The following is a 15,950-nucleotide window of genomic DNA, read 5'->3' on the forward strand; positions in this document are numbered from 1 at the left end:
ATGGAAACTAGCCAAGTCGAAACATTATTACGCGACGAACTTCAATTATCTGAAGTAAAAGTAAAAGCCAATGGTAGCCATTATGAAGTAATTGCAGTAGGTGAGTGCTTTGACGGTTTAAGCCGCGTTAAAAAGCAACAGCTAGTTTATGGCCCATTAATGAATACTATTTCAGACGGTACAATTCACGCTGTATCAATTCGTGCATTTACGCCAACTGAGTGGAAGCGTGAACAAAAATTTATTTTACCTCAATAGTTAAGGCCTCTTAATGGATCAGTTTGTAATTCAAGGTGGCACTTCACTTGCAGGTGAAGTAACTATTTCTGGCGCTAAAAATGCCGCATTACCAATTTTGTTTGCCGCACTGCTTGCCGATGGTAAAAGTACATTTACGAATGTTCCTCGCCTTCGCGATATTGTGACCACTGAGGCGCTTTTAAGCACTTTAGGCGCAACTGTAAATTGGCAAGGCGATACACTGTATATTGATGGCGCAACAGTTAATAAAACGCTTGCTCCTTATGATTTAGTTAAGCAAATGCGTGCCTCTGTTTTGGCGCTCGGACCTTTAGTGGCGCGTTTTGGTGAGGCGCAGGTATCGCTACCTGGCGGCTGTGCTATCGGTGCACGCCCGGTTGATATACATATTCAAGGTTTAGAGCGCATGGGCGCACAAATAAACGTCGAAAATGGCTATATCAATGCAAAGGTAGAAGGCCGCCTTAAAGGCGCTGAAATTTTCATGGAAATGGTCAGTGTTGGCGCAACCGAAAACTTACTAATGGCCGCAGCACTTGCCGATGGTAAAACGGTGCTTGAAAACGCAGCACGCGAGCCCGAAATTATTGACCTTGCCAATTGTCTAATTGCTATGGGTGCAAAAATTACTGGTGCAGGTACAAGCCGTATAGAAATTGATGGCGTAGAGCGTTTAGGCGGCTGTGAGCACAGCATTTTACCTGATCGCATTGAAACGGGCACTTTTTTAGTTGCAGCAGCGATGGCTGCAGGCGAAGTACTTTGTAAAAAAACAGATTTTCATTCACTTGAGCCTGTTATTGAAAAATTACGTGCCGCAAATGCATTAGTTGAAGTAAACGATGACAGCATTTATTTAGATATGCGTAATCGTGAGCTCAAAGCCGTTAATATTAAAACCATGCCACACCCTGGTTTTCCAACCGACATGCAAGCGCAGTTCACCGCGTTAAATGTAGTGGCTAATGGTAGTGCAACAATTACCGAAACCATTTTTGAAAACCGCTTTATGCACGTACCAGAGTTACAACGCATGGGCGCTAATATTCGTTTAGAAGGGCACACCGCTATTTGTGGTGAAACGCAAAGTTTAAGTGGCGCACAAGTAATGGCAACCGATTTACGCGCCTCTGCAAGCTTAATTTTGACCGGTATTGTGGCGCAAGGTGAAACGGTAGTCGATCGTATTTACCACGTAGACCGAGGCTATCAACGCATTGAAGATAAACTCAGTGGCTTAGGTGCCAATATTAAGCGCAGAAGTAGCTAATACCTATTCGCAATAATATTTATTCGCTTTGAGGTGAGAGCACACTTGCTCCTTAATTAAGCGCGCTGGGTTAAACACAGTTTACTTTAGACATAAAAAAAGGTCGGATACGCGTATTGCTATCCGACCTTTTTATTGCCATTTTGGTTAGAGTTTAGTTTCGAGCTCAGCAACTCTAACCATTATTTTTTCTACTTTACCGTTTCGGTACAGCTCAAATTCTATTTCTTTACCGGGCTGTGTATTGCCTATTTTTTCGAGTACTTTTTGCGGGTTAGCGACACTTAACCCTGCAATTTTAATAACGATGTCTTGCTCTTCAATGCCAGCTTGCCATGCAGGGCCTAATGGGTCTAAATTGGTGATGCGCATACCAGCAACCTCAGTAAGGCTGTCGTTTACCTCTTTGCCCGTGCTATCAACCGCAGTGCCTTCAAAGCCTAAATAGCCACGTACTACACGGCCATGGCGTATTAGCTTTGCCATTACTTCTTTGGCGAGCGAATAGGGAACAGCAAAAAAGATTCCTTGGATGTTTAGGTTTTCACGGGTTTTAAACTGCGCAGACGTGATCCCCACTAAGTCCCCATTTGAATTAACCAAAGCACCGCCAGAGTTACCTACATTTATAGCAGCATCCATTTGCAGTAAGTTGTTATAAGGGCTATCGGTAATTTTTTGTTTACCGGTGGCACTAATTATACCTTGGGTGATGGTTTGCCCTAAATTGAGTGGGTTACCAATGGCCAGCACTACATCACCTACACTGGTGGTATAATTATCGTTTACGGGGATCACCGGCAGGTGGTCGGCGTTAATTTTTAATAAGGCTAAATCGGTAATGGTGTCAAAGCCAATTAACTGCACATCAAAAAAGCGTCGGCCATCGGTTAATATAACCAAGATTTGATCTGCATTATTTATAACGTGGTAGTTAGTTAATATGTAGCCGTCTTGCGCCATAATTACGCCAGAGCCAAGCTCTTGAACGGTGTTTTGTTGCTTATATCGAGGCTCTTTAGAAATGCTTTCTGAAAAAATAGTTACTACCGACGGTGCAGCACGTTTAACTGCGTCAGCAAAACTAAGGTGATTTGAGCTCATAGCACTGGGCAAGGGAACATTAGGGAGTAAAGAGGCGCGCATATTAGGGCTGAAAAAAACCACTAAAAAAGCGATACCTAAACCGACAAACAAAGGGGGAAGTACAAATTTTAGTAATTTCAGCACGAGATTCTTATTGTTAGTGAGCAATTCTTTATGATGGCACAAAAAAAATAACAGCGGCAAGTGCTGCTGTTATTTTTATTGCTTATTTATAACGTGTTACTTATTGGATAAGTACAAAGATAGACTCTCTGCCACGTTTAACGCCAAGTACAATATTACCTTGGGTATCTTCGATAATTTTGTTCATTTGACGAATGTTTTCTACACGTTGGCGGTTAACTTGTACAATCACATCACCTTCTTCAAGACCAACACGTGCAGAAGGAGAACGCGGATCTACTGTGGCGACTTCAATACCTTTAGTGCCATTTTTTTGCACGTTTTCAAGTGTCGCACCTTGGAATGCAGGATGCAGTTCATCGCCTGCGGCGGTTACACCCGATGCACCATCAAGCGTTACTTTAATGGTTTTTACTTTGCCATCGCGGTAAATACCTAATTTAACTTCGCGTCCTTCACCTAACGTTGCTATTTTACTGCGCAGCTCGTGGAAGCCACTAATATCGCTGCCATTAATACTAATAATAACATCGCCGGCTTTAATACCTGCTTTGCTTGCTGCGGTATCATCCATTACTTGCATAACGTAAGCACCTTGTTTAACGTCAAGTTGCTGTGCTTTTGCAAGGCCTGCATCAAGTGGGCGGCCAGAAATACCCAGTGAGCCACGGCGAACTTCGCCATGTTCAATAATTTGGTCGACTAAGTTTTTCATCATATTTGATGGAATGGCAAAGCCAATACCAACATTTCCGCCCGAGGCACCTAAAATAGCAGTATTAATACCAATAAGTTCACCATTTAGGTTAACTAAAGCGCCTCCTGAGTTACCTTGGTTAATAGCTGCATCGGTTTGAATAAAGTCTTCATAGCCTTCAATATTTAAACCACTACGCCCTAATGCACTTACAATGCCCGAGGTTACTGTATGGCTTAAACCAAATGGATTACCAATTGCTACTGCAAAATCGCCAACACGCAATTTATCTGAATTTGCCAGTTTAACTTCGGTTAAGTCATCTGCATCTATTTGTAATAGCGCAATATCAGACTCTTTATCGGTACCAATTTTGGTGGCTTCAAATTCACGGCCGTCTTCTAGCGTTACCACCATTTTTTCGGCATCTTGAATTACGTGGTTATTTGTTACTACATAGCCTTCGTCGGCATCTATAATAACCCCTGAGCCTAAACCGCTAAATTGGCGCTTTTGACTACGTGGCTGAGGGTTTCCAAAAAAGTATTCAAGCGGGTCTGCACGGCGGCGTACTTCTTTTGAGCCAGAAACCTGAATGCTCACAACGCCAGGGGTAATTTGCTCAAGCATAGGCGCAAGTGTGGGTAATTGTTGGCCGTTAACTGCAATAGGCAGTTTTGCATAAGAGGCCATTGGGCTTAGTAATAAGCTTGTAGATAAGATTGCAGCACTAATAAGTGATAATTTCATTTTCATAGTCAGGGTGTACTCCACATCACAGGAAAAGCAAAAAGGCTGCATAAGCAGCCTTTTCGAATTTAAATATAAAGCTGTTACATTTAAAGACTATGGGGTCAAAAAAAAGTTCCTCAAGATAACACTAACATTTTAGCGTGCTCAGTGTGTTAAGAGGCTTTTGCAGATTTTGTATCGCCATTTTGCCCTGCAAATAAACCAGACTCACCCGAGACGTAATCGGCAGGTTGTGCTTGTGCCGATGAACGGTCAACCTCGCGCTCTTTTAAAGACGCTTGTAATTGCTCTGTTGTTTCTTTAGAGAAAAACGGCTCGCTAGGCGCTTTGTTTTTATCATCAAGTAAGAGTTGATTGGTTTCTTCAACATGGCTGAGTAGTTGGTCGTAGTTTTCTTTCATTTTATTCACAAGCTTACCTGTGCTTGCTAAATGATCGGCCACATCTTGGCGATACTGCTCAAGCGCGTTTTGTGCTTGCTCGGCTTGTTCTTTTAATTCATCTTGCTTAAATTGCTTTTTAGTAACGAATGCACCAACAAAAAATGCCACTACAGCAGTAATAATAATTAAACCTACCCACGTAACTGTGCCCATAACTTTACCCCTTTGGGAAAAAATATCTAATAATGCCTGATTCAAATATAAATCATCCTGTGGGTAATATACCCCGAGTTAAGATGCGTGTTAATATGTTGTGCAAATTAAACTGTGTTTAAAATGTAATTAGATATGACTCCTTGGCAAACTTACCAGCAAGATCTCAAGCGCGATGACTTTGTACATGACCAAGCACAAGAAAATGCAGTGCGCCATTTACAACGTTTATACGATGACCTCACAAGTAAAAAACCACAGCAACAAGGCTTTTTTGCAAAGTTGTTTAATAAAAGCGAACCTGAGCCAATCAAAGGGCTTTATTTTTGGGGCGGTGTAGGGCGTGGTAAAACCTATTTAGTAGATACCTTTTACGAAGCGCTGCCAGGTGAGCGTAAAATGCGCGTGCATTTTCATCGCTTTATGCACCGAGTTCACGATGAACTAAAAAAGCTAAATAATAAAAGTAATCCACTGGAAATTGTTGCCGACATATTTAAAGCCGAAACCGATATCATCTGTTTTGATGAATTCTTTGTTCAAGATATTACAGATGCCATGTTACTCGGCGGCTTAATGCAGGCATTATTTGCACGCAATATAGTATTAGTCGCCACCTCTAATATAGTGCCTGATGATTTATATAAAAACGGCTTACAGCGTGCGCGTTTTGTTCCGGCCATTGAGCTGGTAAAAGCGAACACAGAAATAGTAAATGTAGACTCTGGTATTGATTATCGCTTGCGTACACTTGAGCAAGCCGAAATATTTCACAGCCCGTTAGATGAGCAAGCCGATAAAAACTTATTTGAATATTTTGATAAGCTCTCGCCAGAGGCGGGGGAACTTGATCAACCCATAGAAATAGAAGGGCGCTTAATCAACACACGCAAAGTGGCTAAGTGTGTCGTGATGTTTGAATTTAGCGAATTGTGTGAAACCGCACGTAGCCAAGTCGACTACATGGAAATTAGCCGTTTATATAACACTGTTATTATTTCTAATGTTAAACAGCTTGGACAAAATAATGATGATGCAGCTAGGCGCTTTATCGCTTTAGTGGATGAGTTTTACGAGCGACATGTAACATTAATTATTTCGGCTGAAAAACCGATCACGCAGCTTTATACCCAAGGTAATCTTAACTTTGAATTTAAGCGCTGCATTAGCCGCCTGCAAGAAATGCAGTCTTTAGAGTATTTAGCAAAAGAGCATTTAGCATAGCGCTAATACGACTGTATCGACTCTTTAAAGTGACCTTATTGTTGTTTTTATATAAATGCATAAATTTTTGTAATTTTCTTGTGGAAAAAACAACCGCTCGGTAGCAATGTGTTTTAAGTGCTGGTATACTCCCGCGTCTGCCACGTTGCGTTCTATGTCCTCATATAGTTTAGCCACTTGTGAGCGGCGCTAAAGTCTAAAACTCGAAGGGGTTATAGCATACTTAGAGCGGTAGTTAATAATAACTGCCTGTGGTTTTAATTGAAAAACATTGGATTTTTATAAATGAAAACGTTTGTTGCTAAACCAGAAACAGTAAAACGTGACTGGTACGTAGTTGACGCTGAAGGTAAAACTTTAGGTCGCATCGCTACTGAAATCGCTCATCGCCTACGCGGTAAGCACAAAGCTGAATACACTCCACACGTAGATACTGGTGATTACATCATCGTTATCAACGCTGAGAAAGTTACTGTAACTGGTAACAAATTCAAAGATAAAGTGTACTACGCTCATACTGGTTTCCCAGGTGGTCTTAAGTCTACTACTTTTGATAAACTTCAAGCTGCAAAGCCTGAAATGATCATCGAAAAAGCTGTTAAAGGCATGTTGCCACGTGGTCCTTTAGGCCGCGCTATGTACCGTAAACTTAAAGTTTACGCAGGTACTGAGCACAACCATGCTGCACAACAGCCTCAGGTTCTAGACATTTAAGGAGCACTATCATGGCAAATCAATACTACGGTACAGGTCGTCGTAAAAGTTCAAGTGCTCGCGTATTCTTACGCCCAGGCACTGGTAACATCGTAATCAACAAGCGCTCTTTAGAAGAGTACTTTGGTCGCGAAACAGCACGCATGGTTGTTCGTCAAGCTCTTGAGCTTGTTGACATGACTGAAAAATTTGACCTTCACATCACCGTTGCCGGTGGTGGTACAACTGGTCAAGCTGGTGCTATCCGTCACGGTATCACTCGTGCACTTATGGAGTTTGACGAGTCATTACGTCCACAACTTCGTAAAGCAGGTTTTGTTACACGTGATGCACGTAAAGTTGAACGTAAGAAAGTGGGTCTTAAGAAAGCGCGTAAGCGTCCACAGTTCTCAAAACGTTAATTTTTACGTTATCAAGAATTCAAAAACCCAGCTTATGCTGGGTTTTTTGTTTTTGGCATTAAAATTTAAGTACTTACCTACCTCAAGCCCGCTTTTTTAAGGCTAGGCGCTGATCATATTTTATAAATACTGCGTATTTAATGTACGAAAGCTTTAAAATACCCATTTCGCTGCAAAAAAGTTAAATAATTATCGCAATTAGTGTAAATCCATCAGTTAATTGGTGGAATTTTTTGCTACAATTGGCTGGCAAGTAGTATGAGCAAGTTCAACATCACCATGTACAGTTTATCTGTTTCCTCGTAGTGGGGTTGATCTTGGTCAGTATATTGTTTTTACAGAAGCGCTATTATAGTCATTCGGCTTTATTCTCGAGCTTACTTTATCAAACTATTGATCAAGTCGGGTTATTCGAGCGTGAGGCTGTGAATAACCTTGTTTTAATCAAGGGTTTTAATTATGATCGCTTCTATTTTAAAAATTTCGAAAAATTAACCTGCTGTAACTGATGTTCTCAATATAGCAAGTGTTGAGAATCATAGTGGAGATAAGTGGATGAGCAATGCGCCTGTAGACAATGGCCGACGTCGCTTTTTAACCATAGCTACCTCTGTTGTAGGTGGTGTTGGTGCGGCTGGGGCTGCTGTTCCTTTTATTGCGTCTTGGAATCCAAGTGAGCGAGCTAAATCTGCGGGTGCGCCTGTAGAAGTAGATATCAGCAAACTTGAGCCAGGACAATTAATACGTGTCGAGTGGCGTGGTAAACCTGTATGGGTTGTATCACGTACCCCTAAAATGCTTGAGCAGATGAAAGAACATGAAGGTCAACTTCGTGATCCGCAATCGCAAGAGCCACAACAACTAGAATCATCAACAAATGATTACCGTTCATTACGCCCAGAGATTTTTGTCGCTGTTGGTATTTGTACGCATTTAGGGTGTTCTCCAGGCTTTTTCCAAGGTAACTTTAGTGAAAAAGTTGAAGGGACAGATGATGGTTTTTACTGTCCATGTCACGGTTCTAAATTTGATATGGCTGGGCGAGTATTTCAATCAGTTCCTGCACCATTGAACTTAGAAGTACCACCTTATACTTTTCTTGATGAAACCACTATTTTAGTGGGCGAAGAAAAAGGGGTAGCCTAATGTTTGGTAAAATTGTTAGTTGGATTGACGACCGTATCCCAATGACACGTGTTTGGAACATGCACATTGCACAGTATCCAGCACCTAAAAACTTTAACTTCTGGTACTTTTTTGGCTCACTAGCCATGTTAGTACTAGTAAACCAAATACTTACTGGTATTTGGTTAACGATGAACTTTGTTCCCTCTTCTGAAGGCGCTTTTGCATCAGTAGAGTACATCATGCGTGATGTTGAATACGGTTGGTTATTACGTTATTTACACTCAACGGGTGCATCTGCGTTTTTCATCGTTGTTTATATGCATATGTTCCGTGGCATGATCTACGGCTCTTACCAAAAACCACGTGAATTACTGTGGTTGTTCGGTATGTTTATTTTCTTAGCATTAATGGCTGAAGCCTTCATGGGTTACTTACTACCATGGGGTCAAATGTCGTTCTGGGGTGCGCAGGTAATCATTTCGTTATTCGGGGCTATTCCGGTAATTGGTGATGACTTAACACTTTGGATCCGTGGTGACTACGTAATATCGGGTGCAACGCTTAACCGCTTCTTTGCATTACACGTTATTGCACTACCATTGGTTATTGTAATTTTAGTGTTCTTACACATTGTTGCGCTGCACGAAGTGGGCTCTAACAACCCTGACGGTGTTGAAATAAAACGCAAAAAAGGCACTGTGGCTGAAGAAGATAAGTCTAAATTTAAATTCCATGAGTATTACACCGACAAAAAAGACATTGTTGATGCGATACCGTTCCACCCGTACTACACAGTAAAAGATATTGTGGGCGTGGTTGGTTTCTTAATCTTGTTTTGTTGGGTTGTATTCTTTATGCCTGCGATGAATGGTTTCTTCCTAGAAGCGCCAAACTTTGAAGCAGCAAACCCACTTAAAACGCCAGAGCATATTTTCCCTGTTTGGTACTTTACGCCATTCTATGCAATCTTACGTGCAATCCCTGATAAGCTTATCGGTGTTGCGGCAATGGGTGCGTCAATTGTGGTACTCGCATTGCTACCGTGGATTGACCGTGGTCGTGTTAAATCGGTTCGTTACCGTTGTGGTTTCCACAAATGGAACATTGCAGGTTTCGTTGTAACTTTCGTTCTTTTAGGTTGGGTGGGTGCAACTCCACAAACTGATATGAAAACGATAATTTCTCAAATCTGTACTGTGACTTACTTTATGTTCTTCGTACTGTTATTTATATACAGTAAGAATGAAAAAACTAAGCCATTGCCTGAGAGGTTAACGAAATGATGAAAAAGCTACTTATTGGTGTATTTGCTTTATCAGTAAACTTGCTGCCTAACATGGTTATGGCTGCGGGTCCTTCGGTTCCTCTTATGGAAGCGGGTAACGATATATCTGATCAGCCTTCTTTGCAGCGCGGCGCAAAGTTGTTCATGAACTACTGTCTTGGTTGTCACCAAATGCAGTATCAACGTTATGAACGTACTTTCCGTGATATTGGTATTCCAACCGAGCTTGGCAAAGAGCAATTGATTTTTGATGGTTCAAAAGTAGGTGGCCATATTCTTAACGCTATCGCAAAAGAAGATGCTGCTAAATGGTTTGGTGCGGCTCCGCCGGATCTAACCAATGTGGCGCGTGTGCGCGGCAGTGATTGGATTTACACTTACTTAAAATCGTTTTATAAAGATGAATCTCGTCCGTTTGGCGTAAATAATACGTTATTCCCATCGGTGGGTATGCCACATGTTCTTCAAGAACTACAAGGTTTACCAACACCTATCATTGAAGAAGTTGAACAACATGGTCAAACAGTGACTAAAGTTGTTGGTACTGAAACAGATGGTAAGGGCGAATTAAGCGTTGATGAATACGATCACGCGGTTCGTGATTTAACGAATTTCTTAGAGTATGTAGGTGAACCTACACGCCTTGAGTCAGAAGCGTTAGGTATTAAGGTAATTGGATTTTTAGTTATCCTGTTTATCTTGGCATTTATGCTTAAGAAAGAATACTGGAGAGATGTTCATTAATTTGAGCATTTTACAAGGTAATTTTGCAATAGGGGCTTAAGCCCCTATTGCTGTTTTAGTTATTTAATGGAGGTATAGGCATGGCCGTAGCTGCCAATAAGCGCCCTGTAATGACCCTTTTTTCTGGTGCTAACTGTATGTATAGCCACCAAGTACGTATTGTACTTGCAGAAAAAGGTGTAAGTGTAGATATTCATTTGGCTGAAAAGGATAACTTGCCAGAGGCACTTCACGAAATTAACCCTTACGGTACAGTACCCACACTGATTGACCGTGAGCTTGGCTTATATCAGGCAAACATCATCATGGAATACCTTGATGAACGTTTCCCTCATCCTCCACTAATGCCTGTGTATCCGGTAATGCGTGGTCGTAGCCGTTTAATGATGCACCGTATTGATACTGATTGGTACAGCCTTGCTGAAAAAATCATTAACAATACAGCAGATGCTGCACAAGCTCGTAAAGAGTTAACTGAAGCGTTACTTGCAATTGCACCAATCTTTAACGAAGCTCCATACTTTATGAGTGAAGAGTTTAGCTTAGTAGATTGTTATTTAGCACCACTATTATGGCGTTTACCAGAGTTTGGTATTGAGCTTAATGGCTCTGGCGCTAAAGAGCTAAAAGAGTACATGATCCGCTTATTTGAGCGTGAGTCATTCCAAGCTTCTTTAACTGAAGCAGAGCGTGAGATCCGTTTATAATGACGCCTAATCGTCCTTATTTACTACGTGCTTTTTTTGATTGGATCGTAGATAACGACTGCACACCACATTTAGTGGTTGATGCGCAGTACCCAGCAGTACAAGTGCCTACGCAGTTTGTACAAGATGGCCAAATAGTGCTTAATATTAGCCCTTCTGCCGTTACTGGGTTTTCGTTAGATATGGAACAACTAAGCTTTAATGCGCGCTTTGGCGGACAGCCAATGCAAGTATATGTGCCTTTAGGTGCGGTACTTGCTATTTATGCGCGTGAAAATGGCGAAGGAACAGTCTTTACTGCAGATGAGTTTTTAGAGGACGAAGACGATTTTGCACCTGACCTTGAAAGTGTGGAAACATCAGATGAAACTATTGATGAAACCCCGCCAGAAAAGCCAGAAAAGAAAAAAGGCTCACATTTACGCGTTATCAAGTAACGCTTAAATACAAAAAAACCGCTAATTAAGCGGTTTTTTTATGTGCCTTTTAAAAGGCTTTTTATGTATTTTATAAATATTCAAACACTTTAATAACGCGCTCTACACCCGATACATTGCGTGCAATGTTAACCGCTTGGTTAGACTCAGATTCAGATACTAATCCCATTAAAAATACTTCAGCGTTTTCGGTCACTACTTTAATATTATTACTCGGTATGTCTTTAGCTGTTAAAAGCTGCGCTTTTACTTTAGAGGTTAGCCACGAATCGTGTGTTTGTGTGGTAATACCAATATTTGAGCCAATTCTAATTTGGTTATGTATTTTACGTATACCTGAGAGCCCCTCAATGCTCTGCTGAGCTTGGTTTTTCATTTCTTGATTGGCAACCTGACCTACCAGTAAAACAATGCCATTAACGCTTATAGCGTCTACATTAGCGAACTTTTCTAGTCGTTCAACTTCACTAAGCGCAATGCTGGCTTTAATTTCTATATTATTGTCGTCTATTTGCGATCCAATGGTGCGGCGATCATTTGCTGCTGTTACTGCACCAGCTGTTCCTGCAACCACTGCGGCTGCACAGCCTTGCAGTAAAACAACAGTACCTAAAACAATAAGAGAGCGTTTAAACATAATTTTCATCCTGCGGGAAAAGAGTTAAATCAACCAGTTCACTTAAGCAATGTAAGTTAACTAAGTGAGATTCAATAATGCGGCTAGGGCGCTTAGAAGGCGTACGAATTTCTACATCATTAGGGCCTAATAAGCCAACGAGTTCTCCACCATCGTCACCTACCATCACTATGACCTTCATATCTTTAGTAAGTGCCGCTTCTACAGCAGAAATAATATGTTTTTCATTGCCATTAATTGCTAACGCAAGCAGTAAGTCGCCTTGTTGTGCAAAGGCACGTACTTGGCGAGCAAAAGTATCATGTTCATCTACTTGGCTACTTTGCCCTAAATTGATGTTTTCTTGAGATAGCGCAATAGCAGGTAAACAGGGGCGCTCTGTTTCGTAGTGATTAACTAATACGCCGGCCATGTGTTGCGCTAGCATATGGCAGTTTGCCGTGCCACAGCAAAGGAGTTTGTTACCATTAATTAAACTTTGTGCAATGGTAAATGCCGCAGACTCTAGTGCGCTTGGCAGTACTTCGCCTGCTGCTATTTGTACTTGAATGCTTTCTGTAAAAATTTCTTTAATTGTATCTTGCATAGACTACCAATAATTTATTCGTCATTTTTGTTTGTTGCTGGGCGTTTTACTAATCTGTTTGCGTGGTGTTAAAGTACGCTTTTGATCCAATTTATATTGCCAGAGCCTTCACCTGTAATGGCAACGTAGTCGACTCTTATAGGCTGATTAGTTAAGTTTTTTGCTGCCAAGTAGTGATAAATAGTGCGTTTTAATCGTGCTTGTTTTTGTGCGCCAAGGGCATAATTTGCACCGCCCCTAGCATTGTTTTTACGAAACTTAACTTCTACAAATACAAGCGTATCGCCGTGTTTCATAATCACATCAAGCTCACCAAAGGGGCAATAATAATTACGCTCAATAGGCGTAAGCCCTTCACGGGTTAAGTATTTTTCTGCTTGGCGTTCATAGTACTGGCCTTTTTCTCGGCTATTTTGCCACAGCTCTTTAAACCACGACATAGCCGCTCCAGATTAATCAAACGTAAGCGTATTGCTTTCGTTGGCTGATTGCATAAATAAAGGCACGGGCTGCTTTGTTTCTAGCTGTACGGCTTTTATGCGTCTATTTGTGTATTGTGCCCAATCAAGCGTACGCTCTATGTGTCCGCTTGTATTTACCGAAAGCTTCCCACTTAAACCTGTAAACTTATTACCGGGCATTACACTCAATTGCCTAATGTCGCTTAGCACCGACACGGCATCGTAAGCCATGGCAAATAGGCGTTGGCTTATATCGGCATTTTCAGGCCACAGCGTGTTGTATTGATTGCGTAAGTTATGTTGTTTAACTGTCGCATTAAGCATCCACGGAAGCTCTGTAAAGTAAAGCCCTTCTAAATCGCCTTTATCGGTGCGATCTATTTGTTTACTATGGCTTTTAGAGCTGGCATAAAGCGGGATCCGCTGTGCAAAAGTACTTACATTTACATCTAAATAAGGTTTTATCAGGCGTGTTTCTATAGCGTCGCCTAAAATGTAAATCGCATCAATATCGCTACGAGAGCGGGTTTCACTTTCTACTTCTTGTTTGAATAAAGACTTAACCGTTTTAATACGCTGCTTAGATTTATCAACCTCTAACAAGCTTGTAATTGTGTTTGGCATGTCTTTGTTATCGTTATAAAACCCAATTTGCGGTTTTGTTTCGCTATAGCGCTGCCACTGAATATTAAAGTAATCAACCAAACGCTGACCATTGGCATTATTAGGCGCTAATAACATAGGCTTTTGATAACCTTTAGCTAAAAAGTGCTCCAGCGCTTGCTGCACTTCATGCTCAGGGTTTAAAGCAAAAAAGTAATGTTGCAGCGAGAGTCGCTCACCATCAAATGTATTTAAGTGTAATGTTGGGGTATCAATAAGTGTTTTAGCTTGCGCAAGTTTATCTATATTCGCTTTTAATAATGGCCCAATCACAAAGTCTGGATTAAATTGACTCAGCTGCTCGCTTAGCACTTGGGTTGAAAGGTTCTCATCTATAAAAACAGTGTCGTTAATAGTTTGCTTATCAAGCCCTGCCAAAATGCCGGCTTTTAGGGCGTCACCTAAACGCTCATTTGCGCCTGATTGCGGTAAAAGTACAGCTAATCGCTCTATATTAACTGGTGCTAGGTCGGCTAGGGCTTCATCTTGCTCGGGTAAAATAGCTACGGCAGGGTGGCCAGGGTAGCGACGGCGCCAATTATTAATGGCTTGGTCAAGCTCTACACCGCTATTTGCATATACTTGGTGGTATAAAGCTAAGTTAGTCCAACCTTGCTGAATAACAGAGCCACGATTAAAGCGCTCCAGCGCATAAGAAGACAGCTTTGTTAAGTTATCCCACAGCGCACTTTGTAGAGCAGGGATCTCAATATTATTTTTATTCGCAGTTTCTGAGGCTCTAAAAAAATAAGGAGCGGCGCGCTTAGGAAAGTTTTGCGATGCATATATGCTAGCAGTTAAATATTGATGCCAAGCAAAGTGTTCAGGCTGTTTAAGTTGGCCATCGAGCGATTGCAAAATAACGAGCGCTTGGTCGTTTTTATTTTGCTGCTTTTGTGCATAAGCAATGTATAAGCGGTTTTGAATTTTATCTACACTTGGGGTTTGCTCAAGCTCATTACAAATGTTTTCAAGTAACGGCCAGCTTTGCTCCGAAATAGCCGCATCACGCGCACTATAAAGCAATTGAATTTTGTCTGCACCGGTACGATTAAGCGCTAATTTATAAATAGCATCGGCACTGGTTGCTTGATTTTGCAGCGCATTCGCACTGGTATTAATGCTATCGCTATTTTTAGTTGGTTTTTCGGTTGTGCTACAGGCCGATAACCCTGACAATATAATTAATAGACTAACAAGTTTAAGTCGCACAATGATTTCCCAATACGTTAACGCGATTTGCTTATATTACTGACTGACGCAGGAGACCTCAATGTTAAATGAGGAGAATTCACAGAAAATTGGCACTCTTTACATTGTTGCCACCCCAATTGGCAATTTTGACGACTTAAGCCAGCGTGCCATCGCGACATTATCGCAAGTTGACTTAATCGCTGCTGAAGACACGCGCCACACCGGTAAGCTACTAAGCCACTTTGGTATAAAGGCTAAAACCTTTGCATTACATGACCATAACGAAAAACAAAAAGCGCAGCAGATTATTGATTGGCTAAACGAAGGCAAAAATATCGCGCTAGTTTCAGATGCCGGCACGCCACTGATAAGCGACCCAGGTTATGCCGTTGTAAACCTGTGCCGCGAGCAAGGCGCGCATGTAACACCCGTGCCCGGTGCGTGTGCTGCTATTACTGCAGTGTGTTGCTCAGGCCTGCCAACAGATCGCTTTCAGTTTATTGGCTTTACACCGGCTAAAAGTAAAGCCCGCCAAGATTTTTTCATAGAAGCTGTAAACTCAAGCATTACCAGCATAATGTACGAAAGCACCCACCGTATTATGGCAAGCCTAGATGATTTAGAAGCAGCCTTAGGTAGTGAGCAACAAGTGGTATTTGCAAAAGAGCTTACCAAAACCTTTGAAACCTTTTTTAATGGTAGCGTAAGTGAGTTAAAGCAGTTTTTAACTGATGACCCAACCAAGCAACGCGGCGAAATAGTGCTCATGTTGCCAGGTAAACCCAAGCAAGTAGATGATATACCGCCAGAGGCGCGTAAAATGCTGGCGCTACTTGAAAGCGAAATGCCGATGAAAAAAGCCTGTGGTATTGTTGCTGAATACTTTGGAATGAAGAAAAACGCCCTGTATAAAACAATTATTGACGAAAAAGAGTAAATCTTTACTGCGTACAAGGCACAGC

The 15,950-nt window shown here is 41.5% G+C and carries 18 protein-coding genes and 1 pseudogene; 12 read left to right on the plus strand and 7 right to left on the minus strand.

The window, feature by feature from the left end; all coding sequences use genetic code 11:
• Nucleotides 1-258: a BolA family protein gene (locus NQT65_RS14115; protein ID WP_004589097.1), complete on the plus strand. Its 258-nt coding sequence runs from the start codon at nucleotides 1-3 to the stop codon at nucleotides 256-258.
• A 13-nt stretch (nucleotides 259-271) separates the two neighbouring features.
• Nucleotides 272-1,531: a UDP-N-acetylglucosamine 1-carboxyvinyltransferase gene (gene murA, locus NQT65_RS14120; RefSeq protein ID WP_004589098.1), complete on the plus strand. Its 1,260-nt coding sequence runs from the start codon at nucleotides 272-274 to the stop codon at nucleotides 1,529-1,531.
• A gap of 147 nt (nucleotides 1,532-1,678) precedes the next feature.
• Here murA and NQT65_RS14125 read toward each other — a convergent pair whose 3' ends face one another.
• From NQT65_RS14125 to NQT65_RS14135, 3 genes are all read right to left on the minus strand, one after another.
• On the minus strand, nucleotides 1,679-2,761 hold the full coding sequence (locus NQT65_RS14125; RefSeq protein WP_024033328.1) for a trypsin-like peptidase domain-containing protein: 1,083 nt from the start codon (nucleotides 2,759-2,761) through the stop codon (nucleotides 1,679-1,681).
• A gap of 100 nt (nucleotides 2,762-2,861) precedes the next feature.
• The gene (locus NQT65_RS14130; protein ID WP_004589100.1) at nucleotides 2,862-4,214 is read right to left on the minus strand and encodes a Do family serine endopeptidase; all 1,353 of its coding nucleotides are present in this window, start codon (nucleotides 4,212-4,214) and stop codon (nucleotides 2,862-2,864) included.
• Between the two features lie 149 nt (nucleotides 4,215-4,363).
• Nucleotides 4,364-4,780, minus strand: coding sequence for a Z-ring associated ZapG family protein (locus NQT65_RS14135; RefSeq protein ID WP_420875622.1), 417 nt, complete (start codon nucleotides 4,778-4,780; stop codon nucleotides 4,364-4,366).
• Here NQT65_RS14135 and NQT65_RS20295 point away from each other — a divergent pair.
• The 9 genes and pseudogenes from NQT65_RS20295 to NQT65_RS14175 form a co-directional block, all read left to right on the plus strand.
• Nucleotides 4,719-4,847, plus strand: a pseudogene (locus NQT65_RS20295) (hypothetical protein); the annotation flags it as partial. The gene NQT65_RS14135 and the pseudogene NQT65_RS20295 overlap by 62 nt on opposite strands.
• Nucleotides 4,848-4,942: 95 nt before the next feature.
• A complete protein-coding gene (gene zapE, locus NQT65_RS14140; protein ID WP_055252727.1) occupies nucleotides 4,943-6,031 on the plus strand; it encodes a cell division protein ZapE in 1,089 nt (362 codons plus the stop codon).
• Between the two features lie 285 nt (nucleotides 6,032-6,316).
• The gene (gene rplM / locus NQT65_RS14145) at nucleotides 6,317-6,745 is read left to right on the plus strand and encodes a 50S ribosomal protein L13 (protein WP_004589103.1); all 429 of its coding nucleotides are present in this window, start codon (nucleotides 6,317-6,319) and stop codon (nucleotides 6,743-6,745) included.
• Between the two features lie 8 nt (nucleotides 6,746-6,753).
• A complete protein-coding gene (gene rpsI, locus NQT65_RS14150; RefSeq protein WP_024600778.1) occupies nucleotides 6,754-7,146 on the plus strand; it encodes a 30S ribosomal protein S9 in 393 nt (130 codons plus the stop codon).
• A gap of 555 nt (nucleotides 7,147-7,701) precedes the next feature.
• Nucleotides 7,702-8,292 carry a ubiquinol-cytochrome c reductase iron-sulfur subunit gene (gene petA / locus NQT65_RS14155; protein ID WP_004589105.1) on the plus strand — a complete coding sequence of 197 codons (591 nt, stop codon included), beginning with the start codon at nucleotides 7,702-7,704 and terminating at the stop codon, nucleotides 8,290-8,292.
• Complete coding sequence (locus tag NQT65_RS14160; protein WP_004589106.1) at nucleotides 8,292-9,557, plus strand: cytochrome b; 1,266 nt, start codon at nucleotides 8,292-8,294, stop codon at nucleotides 9,555-9,557. The genes petA and NQT65_RS14160 overlap by 1 nt, the downstream gene beginning before the upstream one ends.
• Complete coding sequence (locus NQT65_RS14165; protein WP_126008208.1) at nucleotides 9,554-10,303, plus strand: cytochrome c1; 750 nt, start codon at nucleotides 9,554-9,556, stop codon at nucleotides 10,301-10,303. Before NQT65_RS14160 ends, NQT65_RS14165 begins: the two co-directional genes overlap by 4 nt.
• Nucleotides 10,304-10,383: 80 nt before the next feature.
• Nucleotides 10,384-11,010, plus strand: a complete 627-nt coding sequence (gene sspA, locus NQT65_RS14170; RefSeq protein ID WP_004589108.1) for a stringent starvation protein SspA — start codon at nucleotides 10,384-10,386, stop codon at nucleotides 11,008-11,010.
• Nucleotides 11,010-11,447 carry a ClpXP protease specificity-enhancing factor gene (locus NQT65_RS14175; RefSeq protein WP_138684909.1) on the plus strand — a complete coding sequence of 146 codons (438 nt, stop codon included), beginning with the start codon at nucleotides 11,010-11,012 and terminating at the stop codon, nucleotides 11,445-11,447. Before sspA ends, NQT65_RS14175 begins: the two co-directional genes overlap by 1 nt.
• A gap of 70 nt (nucleotides 11,448-11,517) precedes the next feature.
• On the opposite strand, the gene dolP is transcribed toward NQT65_RS14175, so the two are convergent.
• From dolP to NQT65_RS14195, 4 genes are all read right to left on the minus strand, one after another.
• Nucleotides 11,518-12,084, minus strand: coding sequence for a division/outer membrane stress-associated lipid-binding lipoprotein (gene dolP / locus NQT65_RS14180; protein ID WP_004589110.1), 567 nt, complete (start codon nucleotides 12,082-12,084; stop codon nucleotides 11,518-11,520).
• A complete protein-coding gene (locus NQT65_RS14185) occupies nucleotides 12,077-12,670 on the minus strand; it encodes an SIS domain-containing protein (RefSeq protein ID WP_004589111.1) in 594 nt (197 codons plus the stop codon). Before NQT65_RS14185 ends, dolP begins: the two co-directional genes overlap by 8 nt.
• 68 nt (nucleotides 12,671-12,738) lie before the next feature.
• Nucleotides 12,739-13,110 (minus strand): YraN family protein, encoded by a 372-nt coding sequence (locus NQT65_RS14190; protein ID WP_004589112.1) that lies wholly within the window; start codon nucleotides 13,108-13,110, stop codon nucleotides 12,739-12,741.
• 12 nt (nucleotides 13,111-13,122) lie between these two features.
• Complete coding sequence (locus NQT65_RS14195; RefSeq protein WP_256851422.1) at nucleotides 13,123-15,006, minus strand: penicillin-binding protein activator; 1,884 nt, start codon at nucleotides 15,004-15,006, stop codon at nucleotides 13,123-13,125.
• Nucleotides 15,007-15,067: 61 nt separating this feature from the next.
• Here NQT65_RS14195 and rsmI point away from each other — a divergent pair, with 61 nt between their 5' ends.
• Entirely contained in the window at nucleotides 15,068-15,925 is an 858-nt protein-coding gene (rsmI, locus tag NQT65_RS14200) for a 16S rRNA (cytidine(1402)-2'-O)-methyltransferase (RefSeq protein WP_024033320.1), read from the plus strand.
• Nucleotides 15,926-15,950: the final 25 nt, after the last annotated feature.

The organism is Pseudoalteromonas agarivorans, from assembly GCF_024518735.1.
Classification (GTDB): Bacteria; Pseudomonadota; Gammaproteobacteria; order Enterobacterales; family Alteromonadaceae; genus Pseudoalteromonas; species Pseudoalteromonas atlantica.